20 protein-coding genes are annotated in these 19735 nt (G+C 67.6%); 6 read left to right on the top strand and 14 right to left on the bottom strand.

The genetic code is table 11. The features are described 5' to 3' along the window. The first annotated feature begins 54 nt into the window (after positions 1–54). Positions 55–807: a Crp/Fnr family transcriptional regulator gene (locus ACTXG9_RS07410; RefSeq protein ID WP_021202837.1), complete on the top strand. Its 753-nt coding sequence runs from the start codon at positions 55–57 to the stop codon at positions 805–807. 129 nt (positions 808–936) lie between these two features. Here the strand turns inward: ACTXG9_RS07410 and thrC are convergent, their stop codons facing one another. From thrC to thrA, 3 genes are read right to left on the bottom strand one after another with little or no spacing between them, the layout of a single operon-like run. After that, positions 937–2226 (bottom strand): threonine synthase, encoded by a 1290-nt coding sequence (gene thrC, locus ACTXG9_RS07405; RefSeq protein WP_206621803.1) that lies wholly within the window; start codon positions 2224–2226, stop codon positions 937–939. 29 nt (positions 2227–2255) lie between these two features. Next, on the bottom strand, positions 2256–3170 hold the full coding sequence (locus ACTXG9_RS07400; protein WP_206621804.1) for a homoserine kinase: 915 nt from the start codon (positions 3168–3170) through the stop codon (positions 2256–2258). Beyond that, positions 3167–5671: a bifunctional aspartate kinase/homoserine dehydrogenase I gene (thrA, locus tag ACTXG9_RS07395; RefSeq protein WP_206621805.1), complete on the bottom strand. Its 2505-nt coding sequence runs from the start codon at positions 5669–5671 to the stop codon at positions 3167–3169. Before thrA ends, ACTXG9_RS07400 begins: the two co-directional genes overlap by 4 nt. Positions 5672–5698: 27 nt before the next feature. Here thrA and ACTXG9_RS07390 point away from each other — a divergent pair, with 27 nt between their 5' ends. Further along, the gene (locus ACTXG9_RS07390) at positions 5699–5968 is read left to right on the top strand and encodes a hypothetical protein (protein WP_197575604.1); all 270 of its coding nucleotides are present in this window, start codon (positions 5699–5701) and stop codon (positions 5966–5968) included. Positions 5969–6028: 60 nt separating this feature from the next. Here ACTXG9_RS07390 and ACTXG9_RS07385 read toward each other — a convergent pair whose 3' ends face one another. Both ACTXG9_RS07385 and ACTXG9_RS07380 read right to left on the bottom strand, forming a co-directional pair. Next, complete coding sequence (locus tag ACTXG9_RS07385; RefSeq protein WP_021202842.1) at positions 6029–6979, bottom strand: DMT family transporter; 951 nt, start codon at positions 6977–6979, stop codon at positions 6029–6031. Between the two features lie 168 nt (positions 6980–7147). Next, positions 7148–7843, bottom strand: coding sequence for a helix-turn-helix transcriptional regulator (locus ACTXG9_RS07380; RefSeq protein WP_021202843.1), 696 nt, complete (start codon positions 7841–7843; stop codon positions 7148–7150). A gap of 81 nt (positions 7844–7924) precedes the next feature. Between ACTXG9_RS07380 and ACTXG9_RS07375 the strand changes: the two genes are divergently transcribed. Further along, a complete protein-coding gene (locus ACTXG9_RS07375; protein WP_021202844.1) occupies positions 7925–8704 on the top strand; it encodes a DUF6491 family protein in 780 nt (259 codons plus the stop codon). Here ACTXG9_RS07375 and ACTXG9_RS07370 read toward each other — a convergent pair. The 3 genes from ACTXG9_RS07370 to ACTXG9_RS07360 form a co-directional block, all read right to left on the bottom strand. Beyond that, positions 8701–9753, bottom strand: coding sequence for a linear amide C-N hydrolase (locus ACTXG9_RS07370; RefSeq protein WP_021202845.1), 1053 nt, complete (start codon positions 9751–9753; stop codon positions 8701–8703). The genes ACTXG9_RS07375 and ACTXG9_RS07370 overlap by 4 nt on opposite strands. A 66-nt stretch (positions 9754–9819) precedes the next feature. Next, positions 9820–10233, bottom strand: coding sequence for a DUF6691 family protein (locus tag ACTXG9_RS07365; protein ID WP_019661402.1), 414 nt, complete (start codon positions 10231–10233; stop codon positions 9820–9822). Further along, positions 10230–10667: a YeeE/YedE family protein gene (locus ACTXG9_RS07360; protein ID WP_021202846.1), complete on the bottom strand. Its 438-nt coding sequence runs from the start codon at positions 10665–10667 to the stop codon at positions 10230–10232. Before ACTXG9_RS07360 ends, ACTXG9_RS07365 begins: the two co-directional genes overlap by 4 nt. An 85-nt stretch (positions 10668–10752) precedes the next feature. On the opposite strand from ACTXG9_RS07360, the gene ACTXG9_RS07355 reads away from it, so the two are divergent. Then, positions 10753–11067, top strand: coding sequence for an ArsR/SmtB family transcription factor (locus ACTXG9_RS07355; protein WP_456115609.1), 315 nt, complete (start codon positions 10753–10755; stop codon positions 11065–11067). A gap of 9 nt (positions 11068–11076) precedes the next feature. Here ACTXG9_RS07355 and ACTXG9_RS07350 read toward each other — a convergent pair whose 3' ends face one another. From ACTXG9_RS07350 to ACTXG9_RS07330, 5 genes are all read right to left on the bottom strand, one after another. Then, positions 11077–11505 (bottom strand): BLUF domain-containing protein, encoded by a 429-nt coding sequence (locus ACTXG9_RS07350; protein ID WP_019661399.1) that lies wholly within the window; start codon positions 11503–11505, stop codon positions 11077–11079. 83 nt (positions 11506–11588) lie between these two features. Further along, the gene (locus ACTXG9_RS07345) at positions 11589–12722 is read right to left on the bottom strand and encodes a hybrid sensor histidine kinase/response regulator (protein WP_207049006.1); all 1134 of its coding nucleotides are present in this window, start codon (positions 12720–12722) and stop codon (positions 11589–11591) included. Next, positions 12719–13294: a chemotaxis protein CheB gene (locus ACTXG9_RS07340; RefSeq protein WP_111103713.1), complete on the bottom strand. Its 576-nt coding sequence runs from the start codon at positions 13292–13294 to the stop codon at positions 12719–12721. Before ACTXG9_RS07340 ends, ACTXG9_RS07345 begins: the two co-directional genes overlap by 4 nt. Next, the gene (locus tag ACTXG9_RS07335) at positions 13294–14118 is read right to left on the bottom strand and encodes a CheR family methyltransferase (RefSeq protein WP_111103715.1); all 825 of its coding nucleotides are present in this window, start codon (positions 14116–14118) and stop codon (positions 13294–13296) included. Before ACTXG9_RS07335 ends, ACTXG9_RS07340 begins: the two co-directional genes overlap by 1 nt. After that, on the bottom strand, positions 14115–17222 hold the full coding sequence (locus ACTXG9_RS07330; RefSeq protein ID WP_111103717.1) for a response regulator: 3108 nt from the start codon (positions 17220–17222) through the stop codon (positions 14115–14117). The genes ACTXG9_RS07335 and ACTXG9_RS07330 overlap by 4 nt, the downstream gene beginning before the upstream one ends. Before the next feature lie 151 nt (positions 17223–17373). Here ACTXG9_RS07330 and ACTXG9_RS07325 point away from each other — a divergent pair, with 151 nt between their 5' ends. Both ACTXG9_RS07325 and ACTXG9_RS07320 read left to right on the top strand, forming a co-directional pair. Continuing rightward, positions 17374–18537 carry a two-component system sensor histidine kinase NtrB gene (locus ACTXG9_RS07325; protein WP_425423335.1) on the top strand — a complete coding sequence of 388 codons (1164 nt, stop codon included), beginning with the start codon at positions 17374–17376 and terminating at the stop codon, positions 18535–18537. Beyond that, entirely contained in the window at positions 18527–18886 is a 360-nt protein-coding gene (locus ACTXG9_RS07320; protein WP_021202849.1) for a response regulator, read from the top strand. Before ACTXG9_RS07325 ends, ACTXG9_RS07320 begins: the two co-directional genes overlap by 11 nt. Positions 18887–18993: 107 nt before the next feature. On the opposite strand, the gene ACTXG9_RS07315 is transcribed toward ACTXG9_RS07320, so the two are convergent. Beyond that, positions 18994–19458 carry a GNAT family N-acetyltransferase gene (locus ACTXG9_RS07315; protein ID WP_111099126.1) on the bottom strand — a complete coding sequence of 155 codons (465 nt, stop codon included), beginning with the start codon at positions 19456–19458 and terminating at the stop codon, positions 18994–18996. Positions 19459–19735: the final 277 nt, after the last annotated feature.

The raw sequence follows: 19735 nt of genomic DNA, 5'->3' as shown, positions 1-19735 counted from the left end.
ACGGCCGCTTGAAGTATCATAAGGCCCTCCCCGCCCGCGATACGCCCCCGCACCATGTCACGGCCTTCCGGCGCTCCGCCCGCCACCAACGATCCCGCCGCGCCGTCCTGCACCACGCTGGACTGCCTGCACTGCTCGGTTCGCCACCTTGCGGTGTGCTCGGCGCTGTCGCCCGATGAAGTGCAGGCGCTGGAACAGGTCACCGTGTCACAGCAGGTCAGCATGGGCAGCACGCTGGCACGCACGGGTGAAGAGCGCGACCATGTCTATACATTGACCGCTGGCGCACTGCGACTGGTACGCACCCTGGCCGACGGCCGCCGCCAGATCAACGGTTTCGTGCTTCCCGGCGACTACCTCGGACTGAGTGGCAGCGACCATCACCGCTACGACATCGAAGCCATCGCCGACAGCCGCGTATGCCGCGTCGCGTTGCCGCAGATGAAGGCGCTGCGCAGCCGCTTCCCGCACCTGGAGCGCAAGCTGCTGCAGCGTGCCTGCCAGGAACTGGATGCCGCGCAGGACGCTGCACTGGCGCTGGCACGCCTGCAGCCGGCAGAGAAGCTGGCTGATTTCCTGCTGCGCCTGGCCGCGCGCGAGGCCAGGCTCGGTGGTGACGGCCTGCGCGTATCGCTGCCGATGGGGCGTGGCGATATCGCCGACCACCTGGGCCTGACCATGGAAACGGTCAGCCGCACCTTCACCAAGCTGCGCCAGCAGGGGTTGATCGCCCTGCCCCATTTGAACGTGGTGGAGATCCTCGATGAGGATGGACTGCGCACGCTGGCCGGTGAAGGGTTGATCTGACCGCATCGCGGTTGGCTGGGTTGCCGGCCAGCGGCCGGCACTACCCGTGTTGCGCGAAGGGCATTGTAGAGTCGAGCCATGCTCGACTCATCGCGCCGTGCGCGAACAGCAGCCGAGCATGGCTCGGCTCTACATGGGAGCCAACACCTCACGCAACGCCGCGTAATCGGCGGCCAACGGTTCGGCGTGCGCCGGCCGCTGCAACAACGCATCCAATGCAGGCGGCACGGCCACGGGTTCGCCGATCAACGGTTCGACCACAGCCTCGAACTTGGCCGGATGGGCGGTAGCCACCACCGCCCAGTCACCCTTGGCACCACGCGCGCGCAGGTCCTGCAGCACCTTCACCGCTGTGGCCGTATGCGGGCAGAACAGTTCGCCGTTGCTGGCGTGCGCCGCCGCAATCGTCGCGCGGATGGTCACGTCATCTACCGAGAACGCGCGGAAGGCAGCGCGCAGCTCGGCATCATCACCGTGATAGAGCCAGCGCAGGCGTTCGAAGTTGCTTGGCGCCCCCACATCCATTGCGTTGGCAACCGTGGCCACACTGGCCTGCGGCTGGTAGTCGCCACCGTTGAAGTACGCCGGCAGTACCGCATTGGCATTGGTGGCCAGCACGATCTGCCCGATCGGCACGCCCAGCGCGCGCGCCAGCACGGCCGCCATCGCATTGCCAAGGTTGCCGGTCGGCACCACCAGGTTGAGCCGGCGACGATGCGTCGCGTAATGGGACAACGCCGCATGCGCGTAATAACTCATCTGCGGCAGCAGGCGGCCGAGGCTGATGCTGTTGGCCGAACTCAGCGGCACCTGCGCCTGCAGTTCGCGGTCAGCCAGTGCCTGCTTGACCATCGCCTGGCAATCGTCGAAGGCGCCGGCCACGCGCAGCGCCTGGATGTTGTCGCCGAAACAACCGAGCTGATGCGCCTGCCGCGGTGACACGCGGCCATCCGGATACAGCACCACCACGCGTACGCCGGGCTGGCGATGGAAGGCCGCGGCAACGGCGGCGCCGGTATCGCCGGAGGTGGCGACGACGATGGTCAGATCACGGTCCTTGCCGGCCTGCAGCCGCGACAGCGTACCGGCCAGGAAGCGCGCACCGATATCCTTGAACGCCGCCGTCGGCCCATGGAACAGCTCCAGCACATGGTCACCGTCGCCGAGTGCACGCAGTGGCACCGGGAAGTCGAACGCCTCGCGGCAGATCGAAGGCAGCGCTGCCTCCAGAGCATCACCTGCGAAGAACGGTGCCAGCAGATCGGCGGCGGTATCGGCCAGCGTTGCGCCGGCCTGCAGCTCACGTGGCGCCGGCAGCACCTGCGGAACATACAGCCCACCATCGGGCGCCAATCCTGCAGCGATCGCCGCACTGAGGCCGACGGCCGGGGACTGGCCGCGGGTCGAAACAAATTGCATAGGTTGGGTATCCAGTAAAGGGGAAGGATTCAGCACAAGCGGGCTCCCGGTGCATCCAGCGGCGACACCCAGGCATCGCTGTCGAAACCGGCGGCGGCGAATGCCGCCTGCACCGGTGCGGCAGCGGCGCGGGCCTGGTCGGCGTCCTCGAACCAGGCGAACACGCTGGGGCCAGCGCCCGAAATGCCCGCGCCCATCGCATGCGCAGACAGCGCCGCATCGCGTGCGGCCTCGAAGCCCGCAATCAGGCCGGCGCGGCGAGGCTCCACCAGCACATCACGCAGGCCTGCGCGGACCAGCGCGGCGTCGCTGCGATGGCAACCACTGAGTACCAGCGCGAGGTTCGCACTCTGTGCCACGAATTCACCCAGCGCATAGCTGCCCTGCAGCACCTGGCGCGCACGGCGTGTTTCCAGCACCGCGTGCGGATGCACCAGCAGGCTGTGCCAGGTAGCCGGTACCGGAATCGGCAGCAGGCGGTCGGCCGTGCACAGTGCAAGCCCGCCCAGCAGCAATGGCCCCACGTTGTCACCGTGACGGCCACCACTGGCCACCGCCTCGCCATCCAGCGCAAATGGATACAGCGCCTCGCGCGTCAGCGGCGCATCCAGCAGCGCATTGGCGGCGACCAGGGCCGCGACACTCGACGCTGCCGAACCGCCCATGCCGGAACCGAACGGGATGCCCTTGTCGATCTCGACTGCGAAACCGAAATCCAGGCCCAGGCCTTCGCGCAGCGACATCAGCGCAGCCCCGGCGGTGTTGCCGGCTGCGTCCAGTGGCAGCGCGACAGCACTGCCACGGATCGCATCGATGCGCACCGCAGGCTCGTTGATGCGGCGCACGCTCACGGTATCGCCGATACCGGCAATGGCATGGCCGAGAATGTCGAAGCCCACTGCCACGTTGGCCACCGAGGCAGGCGCGAACGCACGTGCGATCACAGCCGCGCTCCTTCACCGGCGGCGACCCGCAGCAGGTCCGCGAACACACCCGCTGCCGTCACCTCCGGACCCGCACCCGGACCCTGCACCACCAACGGGTTGTCGCAGTAGCGACGGGTACGGAACTGCACCACGTTGTCGGTCAACCGAAGGTTGGCGAAGGCGTGGTCGGCGGGCAGTTCCTGCAGGCCCACCGAGGCACCGTCAGCGCCCAGCTGTGCCACGTAGCGCAGCACCGCGCCACGCGCCCGCGCGTCCTGCAACCGCTGCAACAGGCTGGCATCGGACTCGCCCAGCCGCGCCATGAAGTCATCCACGCTGCCGTCGCGCAGCAGCGCCGGCACCAGGCTTTCCACCTGTACCTGTTCCAGGCTGAGCGCGTGGCCGGCCTCGCGGGCGAGGATCACCAGCTTGCGCGCCACGTCCACGCCCGAAAGATCGTCACGCGGGTCCGGCTCGGTGTAGCCCATCGACCGCGCCTGCGCGACCAGCTGCGAGAACGGCTGGCTGCCATCGAAGCGGTTGAACAGCCAGGCCAGCGTGCCGGAGAAGATGCCTTCGATCGCCAGCACCTCGTCGCCCGTATCGACCAGATCACGCAGCGTGGTGATCACCGGCAGGCCCGCGCCCACCGTGGCTTCGTAGCGGAAGCGCGCACCACTGGCCGCAGCAGCAGCGCGGATGCGCTGGTAGCGCGGCAGTGGGCCAGCACCGGCTTGCTTGTTCGGGGTCACCACGTGGATGCCGGCTGCCAGCCAGCCCTCGTAGCGCTCGGCCACCTCGGCGCTGCCACTGCAGTCGATCACCACCGCATGCGGCAGGTGCGCGGCCAGCAGGTGTTCGGTGAAGCGATCCAGGTCGCTGGGCTCGCCCGCGTCCTGCAAGGCCTCCCGCCAATCGGCGTGCAGGCCATCCACTTCCAGCCGCATGCGCGAACGCGAGGCCAGCGCGCGCAGGCGAAGATCCACATTGGCCTTGGCCAGCAGCTGCGGGCGGGCCGCCAGCAGCTGGTCCAGCAGTGCCGCGCCGACGTTGCCCGGCCCGATCACACCGACCGCGAACGTCTGCGGCGACAGCCAGAAGCCCGCATGTGCGGCCCGCAATGCGCGGGTGGCATCGGCACTGTCCACCGCCACAGAAATATTGCGCTCCGACGAGCCCTGCGCGATCGCCAGGATGTTCACCTGCGCGCGTCCCAGCGCCTCGAACAGGCGCGCCGCCACACCGGGCTGGCCGGCCATGCCGTCGCCCACTGCCGCCAGCACGCTGACGCCCTCGCTGACCTGCACGCGCTGCACCTGCCCTACCGACAGTTCATGCGCGAACGCATGCAGCAGTGCCTCACGGCCACGCGCCGCTTCGGCGGCGCGAACCACGCAGCAGATCGAATGCTCTGACGAACCCTGCGAGATCATCACCACCGACACCTGCGCCTGGCGCAGCGCCGCGAACACGCGCTCGGCGGTACCGGGCACGCCGATCAGGCCGGTGCCCTCCAGGTTCAACAGGGCCAAGCCGGGGCTCAGGGTCAGGCCCTTCACCGGCCCGCGCGGCGAGCGCTCGGCGCTGATGCGCGTCCCCGGATGCGCCGGCTGGAAGGTATTGCGGATGAAGATCGGCAGGCCGAGGCGGATGGCCGGCGACATCGTCTGCGGGTGCACCACCTTGGCGCCGAAATAAGCCAGCTCGCAGGCCTCGTCGTAGCTCAGTGACTCCAGCTGCACCGCCTCGGGCACCAGCCGCGGGTCGGCCGACAGCACGCCGTCGACGTCGGTCCAGATGTGCAGTTCATCGGCATTGAACAACGCGGCGAAGATCGCGCCGGAATAGTCGCTGCCGTTGCGGCCCAGCGTGGTGATGCGGTCATGGCGGTCACGGGCAACGAAACCGGTGGCGACCAGGCGCATCTGCGGATGCCGCAGGCGCCACTTGGCCAGGCGGTCCGCGCTGGACTCCCAGTCGACATCCACACCCAGTTCGCCATGCCCGACCACCAGCACGTCGCGTGCATCGAGTACCGCACAGTCTTCGCCCAGGGCACGCAGGTGGCTGCCGAGCAGCTGTGCGGAAAACACTTCGCCCAGGCCCTGCACACGGTCGAGCACTTCGCGCGGCAGCTCGCCGATCACCGCCAGCGCCGCCAGCACTTCGGCCAGCTGATCGAAGCGGGCGTCGATCCATTCGACCGTCTCGCCGACCTGCTCGCCCAGCAGCGCCACGGCGGCGCCGCGATGGCGCGCGCGCAGGGCATGCCACGCCTCGCGCCAACCTTCGTCGCCCTTGGCCGCCAGCTGCGCCAGATCAATCAGCGCGTCAGTGACGCCCTTCATCGCCGAGACGACAGTGACCTGCAGCGCTTCGGGGCGGGCCAGCAGCAGGCCGGCAACATGGCGATAGCGTTCGGCATCGGCCACCGAGGTGCCGCCGAACTTGTGCACGACAGTGGACGGCGCAGCCAGATCGGCCAGGGGAACGCGATGGGCGGGGGTGTGGGAAGACATGCAGACCTCGGCAGGAGGCCCCGTCGCATGCAGGTGTCGAGTTTCCCCGCCACCTGGATGGTGCGGGGCCGTGGTTTTCGGGAGTTACACGAAGACGACGGGCCGCACCAGGGCAGTGGTGACGGTGGTGGTGGTAATGGTGGTGGTGGCGACCGGCGCAGTCGAACGGCCCGCAGTGGCGGGGGCGATCAGGCTGGCGTGGGCGGCATCAAGGACCATGGCGCACAGAAAACACTGCGCATGGGCCTGCTGTCAAGTGTTGCACCGCAAAAGACCACTGCCGCGATCATCGGCTAACGTGCGTACATTTGGTTGCAACTGAGACCAAGCGCGCATCAGCACGCTTGTCGACCGGATTCAGCCGGCATGTTCGGCGATCGCCCGCGGCGTGCGATGGGCATGCGCGCACAGCATCACGCCGGCAATCAGCATCACGATCGCCAGTGCTTCCAGCAGCGACGGCCAACGCTGTTGCCAGGCGAAGGCATACAGCAGTGCGAACAGTGTTTCGAACACGATCATCTGGCCAGTCAGGGTCAGCGGCAGCAGGCGGCTGGCGCGGTTCCAGAATGCGTTGCCGAGGATCGAGGCCACCACTGCCACACCGGCGCTGATCGCCCAGAACCCACTCCACTGCGCCGCCGAATGGCTGCCGGTGTGACCGATGAAGGCCATCGGCACCAGCAGCAGGGCCAGGCCGCCGGTAGTGACGCCGGTCAGCAGCGACCAGTCATGGCTGGACAGGTCCGGCCTGCGCGCCAGCCAGCGGCTGTTGCCGATCGAGTACAGCGCCCACGAGAACAGCGCGCCGAACGCGCACAGCAGGCCGATCAGGCGCTGCCGCCACGGGGTGGCCAGATGCTCGGACATCAGCGCTTCCCAGCCAACCAGTCCCACGCCGAGCACGCACAGGCCCAGCGCCGGCAGCAGCTGCCTCAGCGGCACCGCCCCCTGCTCGCGCACGCCAACGAGGGTGACCACCACCGGGATCAGGCCGACAATCAAGGAGGCTGCAGCGCCACCAGCCCACTGCACCGCCACGGCCAGCAGCAGGAAATAGACCAGGTTGCCTGCCAGGCTCAGCCACAGCAGGCCGATCCATTCGGCACGGCCCAGCCGCGGTGCCAGCCGCTTCCATCGCGGCAGCAGCAGGGCGACTGCCATCAGGCCATAGACCAGGTAGCGACCAGCGGACAGTTGCAGCGCATTGAAGGACTGAAGCACGGCAGGTGCGAGAAAGACCACGCCCCACAGTGCGCCAGCGGCAACGCCATTGGCGATGCCCAGGGCCATCGGGTTGTTGCGCATTCGGGTTCTTCGGGGGAGAGATACCAGGCCGCGCAGTGTAAGCGCTGGCCGGTAGGGGCTCTTGACCCAGGCTATTGCCTTGTCATCTCTGTAGAGCCGAGCCACTGCTCGGCTGCGATTGGCCGCTGTGCAGATAAGGGCAGCCGAGCGTGGGCTCGGCTCTATAGATCAGCCGGCGCTCCTGCGCCACGCAGCCGGGGTCTGGCCACACTCGCGGCGCAGCGCACGAGTCAGTGCGCTCTGCTCGGAATAGCCTGCGGCCAGCGCGATATCGCTGATCGGCGCCGTACTGGTGCGAAGCTGGTGCTTGGCCCAGCGCAGCCGGCACGCGCTGAGCCAGGCCTGCGGGCTCAGCCCGAACTCGCGCTGGAACAATGCGTGCAACCGGCTCTCGCTGACACCGACAAATCCGGCCATCCGGGCAACCGGCCAGGCCCGGCCGGGATCGGCCTGCACCGCCGCACACAGGCCCTGCATGCGCGCGCCACTGCCCGCCGGTGCAAACACCTGCAGCAGCTGCGGCAGCAGCGCCGGCATCGGCTGCCCTGTCTGCACGTCGGCCAGGCACCGGCGCAACGCCAGCGGCAGATGCAGCCAGCGCTGCCGGCACAGATGCTCCTGCGTGCCGTCATCAAGCACGCCTGGAGGACAATCAACGATCACGAAACCATTGGGGCCGTCCGCCATCTGGTCATGCGCTTCGCCGGCAGCAACAAATGCCCCCTGCAGCAGGTCCAGCCGACCGCCGCGCCCTTCCATCTCGAACTGCAGCTCGCCCTGCAGCGGCAGAACCCACTGCGCGTAGTCATGGCGGTCCAGGCCGGTGGCCTGCCCGTAGTGCCGCAGATGGAAGATGGCGCCCATCCGGGCAGTGTGCGCGTGTAACAACGGCCGTGCAAACCGCTGCTATAGTCGGTCCGTCATCCAACGCAGGGAGTGCAGGTCATGACCCATCAGCAGCTGTCCCTGGTGCTTGCCACCAGCCTCGGCCTGGCGCTCACCGCCCCGGCCTCCGCGCAGGAACGTACCCCACCGGCGCCGCACTGCATGGACGCGGTCGGCGTCCAGGAAGTGGAGCAGGCGTCACCGCGTTCAATCGCCCTGCGAGCCGCCTCGGGCCAGGCTTATCGGATCGACTTCAGCGAGGAGTGCCCCGGCGTCCGCGGTGCCACCACGCTGAAACTTGAGGCGCCCGCTGGCTGGGCCTGCGGTCGCCCCAGCGAGCGTGTGGTGGTCGATGGCCGCACCTGCGCGATCAGCGCGGTGACCCCCGTGCAGGATCGCGACTACGCCAACGTGGCCCGCGACAGCGACCGCCTGCGCATGGCCACCCTGCCCGCCCTGACCATCCGCGAGCGCAGGGACATCCGCCGCAGTTTCGGTGGTTCGCCGTCGTACTGCTTTGCCACGCGCAACGTGCGCGCGTGGTCGTCCGACCCGCAGGGCATGCTGGTGGAGACCAATCCGCATCGCAATGGTGGTCACCGCTACTATCGCGTGGAGCTTGGCAGCCACTGCCGCCAGCTCGACCGTGCGCCACAGCTGAGCTTCCACTCCGGCATGCAGAACGGCCTGATCTGTGGCAATCCGGGCGATCGCATCCTTACCGCCGGATTCGAGAAGGGTGACCTGCGCAACGATGCACTGGCGCCGCTGCCGCAGTACACCCACGGCGGCTGCACGATCCAGGCGGTCTATCCGGCTTCCAGCCAGGCGTCGAACTAACCGTCGACGCCGAGGAAGGTGAACGGTGCGCTGGGTACGAACTGGCCCAGCGCATCGCCGGCAAAGGTGTTGCGCTGGTCCTTGCCGAGGTCCAGCTTGAGGACCTGGCCGCCGAAGTCGACCTTGTTCAGATCAACCCAGAAGGTGTTCGGGGTCAACGCCGACTCGAAGAAGTACAACCGCCGCTTGTGGTCGGCTACGGTGCGCCAGCGCGTGGAAGAAATGTTCGGCTCGCCTGGCGTGGTGATGCCATACGGCACCGATGCATTGCGGATCACGCTGAACACGCTGGCCAGCGCCATCACCGGGTCTTCGGACTTGGGAATGGCATTGATGTAGAACGAGGCGCGGGCGAAGCGGTCGGCGGAACGGTTGGTGCCGGGCAGCATCACCGTGCCACCGATCTGCTGCCAATAGCTGTTCAGCGCCAGCTGGTGCTCGAAGATCGGCGAGTTGGTCATCACCTGGTAGCGCCGGTCATGATGGATCACCTGGCGACCGCCGATGTATTCGACGATCGCGCTGTCGCCGCTGGCATCGGACAGCGACAGGTGCAGCGTCGCCTGGCGGTCTTCGCCGGGCACCTTGTCGGTGACGATCGAGTACGGCTCGCGCTTCAACGCGGTGACCGCCTCTTCGACGGTAGCGAAGTTGTCCAGCACATACTGCGCCCACAGCGAAATCGCCAGGCCCGGCTTGCTGCCACGCTTCTGCGGATACTCCGATTCGACCAGCCACAGCAGGTTGGCCACCAGGCCCTTTTCGTTCATGCCGTCGGTGGTCGACACGTCGTAGCCGGTGGCCACCACGCTGCCGTAGCGCGCGGTCCACGCCAGCGACTTCGGGCCGGCCTGGCCGGTGCGCTCAATGCCGCGCGGCAGTATGTAGAGGTTGGTCGCCACATCGACCTTCCAGTCCATCGAGCGCGCGGTGATCACATCGCCGTTGTCACCCAGGTACACCGCACGCGTGCAGGCCAGTGCCGGCGTGGTCGCGGACGCCAACGCCACGGCCAGCATCATCTTTCCTTTCCAGTTCATCCGTGCCATGCACTACGCTCCTTTTCCCCGTGATGCATGATCTGATCCGATCCAGGGTGACATCGGAGTGAAGCCTCAGCGCACGAACCGATCGTGCGCCCAGAAGCCCAGGACCATGGCAGGCACGAACCACAGCGCCTCGCGCGATGCCGCCGCCAGCCCCGCGATGGCCGGGCCCGGGCAGTAGCCGGCCCATCCCCAGCCGATACCAAACAGTGCGGCGCCCAGCAGTAGACGCGTATCGACATCGCGCGCGGTGGGCAACTGGAAGCGCATCGCGAACCACGGCCGCGCGCGCCGCAGCGCCCAGCGCTGGCCGGCCGCACTGACCAGCAGCGCCGACCCCAGCACCCATAGCAGGGTGGGATCGAAATCCCCGGTGACATCAAGGAAGCCGAGCACGCGACGCGCATCGGTCATGCCGGAAAGGGCCAGGCCTGCGCCGAACAGCGCACCCGCTACAGCGGCAGCAGCCCTCGGACGACTCATGCCAGGGCTCCACCGTGCCGGGCCAGGAAGGTCGTCAGCATCGCGAACGCCATGAATAACAGCACCGCCAGCGACGATCGCTTCGAACCGCGCGCCAGGCCACACACGCCGTGGCCACTGGTACAGCCGCTGCCCAAGCGGGTGCCGAAGCCGACCAGCAGGCCGGCGCCGACCAACTGCCAGGCTGGCAATGCATCACGCAGCAGTGCGCGTGGCGATGCCGCGGGCACCGACTGCCACCACAGCACCAGCCCCGCCGATGCCAGCAGGCCGGCCAGGAATGCCCAGCGCCAGCCACGCTCGCCTTCGGCTGCCCGCAGGCTGCCCGCGGCGATGCCGCTGATGCCCGCCACGCGCCCGATGCTGGCCAGCAACAGCACCGCACCGGCACCGATCAAGGCGCCGCCGGTGACCGCACCCCAGGGCAGGTTCATGCCCCACCCTCTTCGCCACCGCACATGGAATTGCTCCTTAATTTAGACTACTCTAAATTAGATCATCCTAAACAAAGGAGTCAACATGGTCCGGTCCCTGCCCGACGGCGCAGCCATGGCCGAACACGCTTCAGAGGCAGCCACGCTGCTCAAAGGCCTGGCCCACCCCGCCCGGCTGCGGGTGTTGTGCCGCCTGGTCGAAGGCGAGGCGGCAGTAGCGGAGCTGCAGGCGCTTACCGGGCTGAGCGCGTCGGCGCTGTCCCAGCACCTGGCGGTACTGCGCGCGATGAAGATCGTGGCAACCCGGCGCGAGGCACAGGCGATCCACTATCGGGTGGTCGAAGGGCCTGCGCTGTGTGTGCTGCAGGCCCTGCACGCTGCCTACTGCGGCCGGGCGTGAGGTTGAATGTCAGCCGGCATGCAGCGCCGGCTGCACCACCGTGTCCAGCAGGTCGACCGGTGTCGGCGCCGCGCGATCCCCCTCCAGCGCCCGGCTGAAACCGGCCCAGTCACTGGATGACAACTGGCGCAGCAGCGCTGCCTCCACCGGCAACGCCCGCATCGACCAGTAGGGAAACTGGCGCTGGCCGAGGCGGCCTCGCGCCAGCTCGATGATGTCGATGTGACTGCCGGCCTGGAGAATGCGCTCATACACCGAGTCGATGCCATCCGGCGGCCCCTCGATGTACTGCAGGAAACGATTGCCATCGTGCAGCAGCACTCCGGTCACCCCCGCCATCTTGTTGAAACGCGCAGCGTCTTCGACCAGCGCCTGCAGGCGTTGGCTGGAGAGTTCCGGCAGCGCCCGGCTGATGTAGGCGATGGCGCGCAATGGCATGGTGCTTCCTTGGCTGGGTGTGAACGCACGGTAGCAGTTGCGGACGAGCCCGTCTCAATACGCCCGCCCGTTCCCTGAAGAATTCAGGTTGCGATGGCGCCCGCCCCGTCCCACCGCCGCGGCAGCACGGCTTCGAACACGACCTGGCCTGCCTCGTTGCGCGCCCCGATCCGGCCGCCGTGCGCGCGCACGAACTGATCCACGATGTACAGGCCCAGCCCCAGTCCCTTGCTCTGGTGGAAACTGGCCTTGAACGGCTCGAACAAGCGCGGCAACAGCGCGTCATCGATATGGCCGGCATTGCTCACCCGCAGCACCACCGCGCGGGCATCGTTGCCATCCAGCTGCACGTGTGCCTCGCTGCCATGCGTCAACGCATTGCCCACCAGGTTTGCTGCGATCTGGCCCAGGCGGTCCATGTCGCCCTGCATGCGCGTGTCGCCGACGGCGTCGAAACGAATGCGCTCCTGACCGTGGGCACTGCCCGCTTCGGCGATCACCGCACGGGTGACCTCACGCAGGTCGCAGGCGGCAGCCTGCAGCCGCAGGCCACCACTGCGGATCCGCGAAAAGTCCAGCAACTGCTCGACCATCCGCGCCATGCGCAGGGTACTGGCCTCCAGATGCGCCAGTGTCTGCTGCGCGCTGCTGTTGTTCGCCGGAAGCTCCAGCGCCAGCTTGTCGGCACACAACAGGATCGCCGACAACGGCGTGCGCAGGTCGTGGGTCAACACGGCGGCCATCGTCTCGTTGAGCTTCAGTGCCCGCTCCAGCGCCTCGTTGCGGGCCTTCAGCAGCTGGCGCTGCTGGTACAGCTCGATGAAGACGTTGACCTTGCTCAGGATCACCTGTGGTGCCACCGGCTTGTGCAGGAAATCCACCGCACCGGTTTCGTAGCCCTTGAACGCACGCAGCGGATCGTCCGGCGAGGCGGTCAGGAAGATGATCGGCACCGTGCGGCTGCGATGCGAGCCGCGCATCAGTTCGGCCAGGGTGAAGCCATCGATCTCGGGCATGTGCACATCGAGCAACGCCAGCGCCACCTCGTGCTCCAGCAGCAGCTCCAGCGCCTCCGCTCCCGAACCGGCCAGCAGCAGGTTCACGCCCTCGCGCTGCAACAGCGCCTGCATGGCCACCAGATTCTGCGGCACGTCGTCGACGATCAGCAGGTTGACCGGGGACTGCGACTGCGCAGGGTCCGGCGGCAACAGGTTCATGCAAACAGCTCCTTCAGGCGACGACACATCAGTTCAAGGGACAGCACGGCATCGGCACCAGCGTGCTGCAGGGCGGAGGCCGGCATCATCGATGCCTCGGCCTCCTCGGGACATTGCAGCCAGGCTCGACCACCGGCGCCGCGCACTGCCGCCACCCCTTCACTGCCATCGCTGCTGGCGCCGGTCAGCAGCAGGGCCAGCACCTGGTCGCCGAATACGGCCGCTGCCGATTCGAACAGCGGATCGATGGCCGGGCGCGAGAACAGCACCGGCGCGTCCACCGACAGCGCCAGCGAGCCGGCGTCTTCCACCAGCAGGTGGTAATCCGGCGGCGCGAAGGTCACCGTGCCACGCAGCAACGGCTGCTTGTCTTCGGCCTCGCGCACCGGCAGCGCGCAGTACGGTGCCAGCACTTCGGCGATGCGGCTGCTGCGATCGCGTGGCAGGTGCAGCACCGCCAGCACCGGCACCGGCAGCGTCGCGGGCAGCGCGCCGAGCACCGCCTGCAGGGCCGCGACGCCACCGGCCGAAGCCCCGATCACCAGTACGGCCGGGGGTGTCGGCGTGGCCATCAGGCCACCTTCCGGTACAGGCGATGCTCGCGCGAACAGACCTCGAACGCATCGTGGTGGCACCCGAACTGCAGCGACTCCTTGCTGCCCAGGCCCAGGAAGCCGCGGTGCACCAGCGCTTCACGGAACAGGCCCACCGCGCGGTCCTGCAGGTCGCGGTTGAAATAGATCAGCACGTTGCGGCACGACACCAGGTGTACTTCGGAGAACACCGTGTCGGTGGCCAGGCTGTGGTCGGCAAACACCACGTTGCGGCGCAGCTGCCGGTCGAACACCGCGCCATCGTAAGCCGTGGCGTAGTAATCGGACAGCGACGCGGCGCCACCGGCCGCCAGATAGTTGCGGCTGAACTGCGCCATCCGGTCGATGCCATAGGCCCCGGCTTCCGCGGTGGCCAGCGCCGCTGGATTGATGTCGGTGGCGTAGACGATGCTGCGCTCGAGCAGGCCTTCCTCGTGCAACAGGATCGCCAGCGACCAGACTTCTTCGCCCGTGCTGCAACCGGCCACCCACAGCTTCACCGACGGATAGGTGCGCAGTACCGGCACTACCTGCTCGCGCAGCTCACGGAAATAGGCGGGGTCACGGAACATCTCCGAGACCTGCACGGTGAAGAACTGCATCGCCTGCGTGAACAGGTCCGGCTCGTGCAGCAGGCGGTGCTGCAGATCGGCCAGCCGCCCGCACTCATAACGCTGCATGGCCTGGCGGATCCGTCGGCGCAGCGATGACACCGCGTAACTGCGGAAATCGTAGTGGTAGCGCTGGTACAACGCTTCCAGCAGCACCTTCAGCTCCAGGTCGAACAGGGCCTGCTCGTTCATTGCCGCGAGCACCAGACCCGGCACAGCGATACCAGCTTGTCGACGTCGATGGGCTTGGCGATGTAGTCGTTGGCACCGGCCTGCAGGCAGCGCTCACGATCGTCCGGCATGGCCTTGGCGGTCAGCGCGATGATCGGCAGGTCCTGCAGGTGGCGTTGCGCGCGGATCTCCCGCATTGCGGCCAGCCCATCCTTCTCCGGCATCATGATGTCCATCAGCACCAGGTCGACCTCGCGCTCGGCCAGGCGATCCACCGCTTCCTGGCCATTGCGCGCGATCTCCAGGGTCACGCCCAGCGGTTCAAGCACACTGGACAGTGCGAAGATGTTGCGCACGTCGTCCTCGGCCAGCAGCACCGTCCGACCGTCGAGCACAGTATCGCGACGGCGCGCCTCGCGCAGCAGGCGCTGCTGGTCGGTCGGCAGGCTGGCCTCCACGCTGTGCAGGAACAGGGTGACCTCGTCCAGCAGGCGCTCGGGCGAACGTGCGCCCTTGATGATGATGCTCTTGGAATAGCGACGCAGGCGCTGCTCTTCCTCGCGGCTGAGCGCGCGACCGGTGTAGACGATCACCGGCGGGAAACCGACATCGTCGTTGCCGGCCATGTGCTCGAGCAGGTCGTAGCCACTGCCGTCGGGCAGCGACAGGTCCATCACCATGCAGTCGAACGTGACCGTGCTGAGCTGTTCCAGTGCGCCGGCCAAGGTGCCCACCGCGACGATCTGCAGCTGGTCGCGGCCCAGCAACAGTTCCAGGTTGCGGCGCAGCTCGCTGTCGTCCTCGACGATCAGCAGCCGCCGCACGTCGCGTTGGCTGGTCTGTTCCAGCTGCTCGATGGCCGTCACCAGCCGCTCGCGCGTGGTCGGCTTGATCGCAAACCCGATCGCGCCCAGCTCGCGCGCCACCTGGCTGCGATCCGTGGCCGAGACCACATGCACCGGGATATGGCGGGTATCCGGGTTGCGCTTCAGGCGCTCCAGCACGCTCAGCCCCGACACGTCCGGCAGGCCGATATCGAGCAGGATGCCATTCGGGCGCAGTTCGCTGGCCAGGGCCAGCGCCTCTTCCGCCGTGCCCGCCACCACACAGTCGAAGTCCAGTTCATGGGCCAGCGCCACCAGCGCTTCGGCGAACGTGGCATCGTCCTCCACCGCCAGGATCAGGCGACCGGCGCGCTGCCGGCGACCACGGTCGTCGGCCACGCCGGCCGTCGCAGTGACCGGCGCTGCCGCGCCCGCAACGCGCACGGGCGCGGCTGGCAGCACGGCCGGTGCCGCCGGCGGCGCTGCCAAGGGACCCTCGGCAGCGTCAGCCGCGCTCGCGGCGGGCGCACCCTGCAACGGCAGCTCCAGGATGAAGCAGCTGCCGCGTCCGGGCTCACTGTCGACCTGGATGCCACCGCCCATGCGCTCGGCCAGATCGCGCGAGATCGACAGGCCCAGCCCGGTACCGCCGTAGCGACGGCGGGTGCTGCCGTCGGCCTGGCGGAAGGCTTCAAAGATGACGTCCAGCTGCTCGCGGGCAATGCCGATGCCGGTGTCGCAGACCTCGAACCGGATGCGGCCGTTGCCGCCGGCACGCACGTGCAGGGTGACCTTTCCATGCTCGGTGAACTTCACTGCGTTGGCCAGCAGGTTCTTCAGGATCTGCTGCAGCCGCTGGCTGTCGACCACCAGCTGGGTCGGTGCAAGCGCGTCGGCTTCGATCTGCAACGCCAGGCCCTTCTGCCGCGCCATCGGTTCGAAGGTCTCGCGCAGGCGCTGCAGCGCGCTCTCGACCACCACCACTTCATCGGACAGTTCGACGTGGCCGGCCTCGATGCGCGACAGGTCCAGGATGTCGTTGATCAGCGCCAGCAGGTCGTTGTTGGACGAGAGGATCGCACGCGCGTACTTCACCTGCTCCTCGGTGAGCGTGCCATCCTTGTTGTCGGCCAGCAGCTTGGCCAGGATCAGCGAGCTGTTCAGCGGCGTGCGCAGCTCATGCGACATGTTGGCCAGGAACTCGGACTTGTAGCGCGAGGTCGCGGCCAGCTCGTTGCTGTTGCGCACCAGCTGGCTCTGCGCCACCAGCAGCGCCTGCTTCTGCGCCTCCAGCTCGTGGGTGCGCTCTTCCAGCTGCACGTTGCTCTGTTCCAGCTCGGCCTGCTGTTCTTCCAGGTGGCTCTGCGACTGCAGCAGGCTGCGGCTCTGCTCTTCCAGTTCTTCGTTGGCCACGCGCAGCTCTTCCTGCTGGGCCTGCAGCTCTTCACCCTGGCGCTGCGACTCTTCCAGCAGCACCACCAGCTGCGCACGCAGCAGCGATGCGCGCAGCGCCATGCCGACGGTCTCCGCACAGCGCTCCAGAAGTTCGCGATCCAGATCACGCAGTTCGCCCACCTTGGCGCGACCCAGCTCGATGACCCCGACCACCGCGCCATCGCTGCTGATCGGCGCCAGGATGCGCTCGCGCACCGGCAACCGGCCGAGGCTGGTCTGCAGTTCAAGCACGGCGGCATCATCGCCGTGAAGGTGGCGGATGCGTTCATCACGGGCGACCTGCCCGGCCAGCCCTTCGTGAAGGGCCAGCGACGCTGGCGTTCCCGCAGGCAAGGCGATGCCACCGGTCAGCTGCAACCGCCCGCCTTCCAGTCGGTAGACCGCACCTACCTCCGCGCCGAGCTGCGCGGCCAGGCTTGTCGCTGCAGCCTCGGCGATCTGTTCCGGCCCCAGGTCACCGCGAAGGCTCATCGCCACCGCGTTCTCGGCTTCCTGCAGCCAGAGCGCGCGCATTGCCTGGCGCCGGGCCTGGATCGCGCGCGAGACGATCAGTGCGATCATCAGGAAGGCACAGCCGCCAATGGTCCGGTTGACGAAGGAGAACGCCGAGTTGGAACTGGCGGGCGCGACGTTGAAGCCGATGACCAGCAGGAGGCAGGACAGCAGGGCCACCACGAACGGCGCCCGCGCGCTGCGCTGGAACACCGTGACGCCAACAGCCAGGAAGTAGGCCAGCCATACGGCATAGCCGAGCGGGACGACCAGTTCCAACGCGATGGTCGCGGCCAGCAGCACAGCGGACGTCATCCAGATCCAGCGGTCACGCGTAGTCGCACCAGGACGCATGCAGGTCGGTTCCAGAAGGCAAAGGGTGGAAGATGGTACTCCGTGTCGCATTCAGCCGCACAGGACAAATGGCACGTGTCAGGTGTGCACGCATCCTTCACACTTGAATGCCTAGCTTCACGTCCCTCACAGGGGTAACACTTATTTACACGTGGACGCAGCTGCCTCTACGACGTCCGTGCTGACGGACCCTTCCCGACAACTGCGACTGCTGATCGACAGCGTGCGCGATCATGCGCTGTACCTGCTTGATCCTGAAGGCATCGTCTGCAGCTGGAACCCCGGCGCCGAACGCATCAAAGGCTATTCAGCCGACGAAGTGGTTGGAACCCACTTCAGCCGCTTCTATCTGGCCGCCGACCGCGAGGCCGGCGAACCGCAGCGCCTGCTCCGCGTCGCAGCGCAACAAGGGCATGTCGCCAGCGAGGGCTGGCGGGTACGCCGTGATGGGTCGTCGTTCCGCGCCAGCGTGGTCATCGAGCCGGTCGTCGAAGCGGGCGAACTGCTCGGCTTCGTCAAGATCACCCGTGACATCACCGAGCAGTGGCAGGCGCAACGGCTGCTGCGTGATGCCCAGCGTGCGCTGCGCAATACCCAGCAGTTCGAAACGGTCGGCCGGCTCAGCCGCGGCCTGTCGCACGAGTTCAACAACCTGCTGACCACCATCGGCAACGCGCTGGACCTGCTGTCGCTGCGCGTCAGCGGTGACGATGCACGCGCCGCCGAGCTGCTGGATGCCGCGCAGGCGGCCACTGACCGTGGCGCGCTGCTGACCCGCCAGCTGCTGGCCTTCAGCACCGGCCAGACCCTGATCCGCGAACCGGTGGACATCAATACGCTGGTGCGGCAGTGGCTGCCGGACCTGCAACGCGCCTGCCCGCCCACGGTGACGCTGGATGCCCATCTCACCCCCGGCCTGCCGCAGGTGAGCACCGATGCGATGCAATTGCAGACCGCCCTGGCGAACCTGGTGGCCAATGCCGTGGAGGCCACCGCCGATGGCGGCCGCATCCTGATCGGCACCGCACTGGAACATCGCCTCGACCCGGATGCGGACACCACGCTGCAACGCGGCTATGTCACCCTCAGCGTCTGCGACGAAGGCCACGGCATGGCCGCCGACATCGCCGAGCGGGCCAGCGAGCCCTTCTTCACCACCAAGGACATCGGCAAGGGCAGCGGCCTGGGCCTGAGCCAGGTGTTCGGATTCACTACCCAGAGCGGCGGCTTCGTCGATGTGTCCACCACCCCCGGTGTCGGCACCACGGTCAGCCTGCTACTCCCCGCAACAGAGGATGCAACCGATGACCGATGAACCGATCCGCGTACTGATGGTGGAGGACCAGAACGATCTGCGCGAGATGATCGGCATGGCCCTGCGCGATTTCGGCATCGAGGTATCCACCACCGCCGACGGCCATGAAGCCGCCGCGTTGCTGAAAGGCGACGCACGCTTCGACGTGGTGTTCAGCGATGTCAGCATGCCCAACGGCATGTCCGGTATCGAGCTGAGCGAGCATGTGGCGCGCGAACAGCCGCAGGCGCGGATGATCCTCTCATCCGGATATGCGCGCTCGCAGCTGCCGCCACTGCCCGATCAGGTGGAATTCCTGCCCAAGCCGTATCGTTTGCGCCAGCTGGTGGAGCTGCTGAAGCAGGATTGAGGAAGGCCGGTCCAGCGCTCGACGGCCCTCATCCCTGACGCCCCAACGGCTTGCAATTATCCTGCGGGCAATGGTGTGCCCTGAAGGCCGCCACGCCGGAGCAGCGTTCAGCCCGAGGTGCGCTGCATGAACAGAAGGTCGGGGGTCGAGAACGCTTCAACCTGCTGGAAACCGAGGTCCCGGTACAGCGCCACGGCAGCCGTGTTGTCACGATAGACGCGCAGGGTGAGCTGCTGCACATCCGCTTGGCCCAGGGCCTGTGCACTCAATGCCTGCATGAGCAGCCGGCCAAGGCCGCGCCCGCGTGCCAGCGGGGAAACGATGATGCGGCCCAGATGTGCGGTGCGGGCGTCAGTCATCCAGTATTGGCCGAATCCAACGCAGGTACCCTGCTCGTCCAGCAGCGCCCAGCCTGGGCGCGACCCGAGTTCGAGCACCTGCGCGAACCGTTCAGGCAGCAGGGGAAACGGCACACCGGGGCCTGCCCAGCGCCGGGTCGCCTCGGCTGATTCAGGCCAGTTGGCCACGATGGCGTAGTGCGACGGCTGGACGGGGCGAAGCTGGGGGCTCATGGCGTTCATGGTGCGTCATCTGCGCCAGGCCTACACGCTGCGCGGCCGCATTTGGGATCTGCCATAGGGCAATAGATTCCAGACGCGCCTCCATCACGCCCCGTGTGCCGCCGCACCCAGCCCAGCCCGGTTTCGCGTGTTCAAAGGCCTCGGCGCGTTTCCCGTTGCCCCGCCCTCTGAAGCGGGTGTTTTCGCGACTGATCGGGCGCGTGACCGGCAGCCACGCCCACGTGGATTCGCGTCATGGCCTGCGCGGCGGCGGCGCTGGGCTGTCTGG

Source organism: Stenotrophomonas maltophilia group sp. LNF247 (assembly GCF_054083135.1).
Note: the sequence above shows the minus strand (reverse complement) of the source record. Positions and strands in the feature narration are given on the sequence as shown.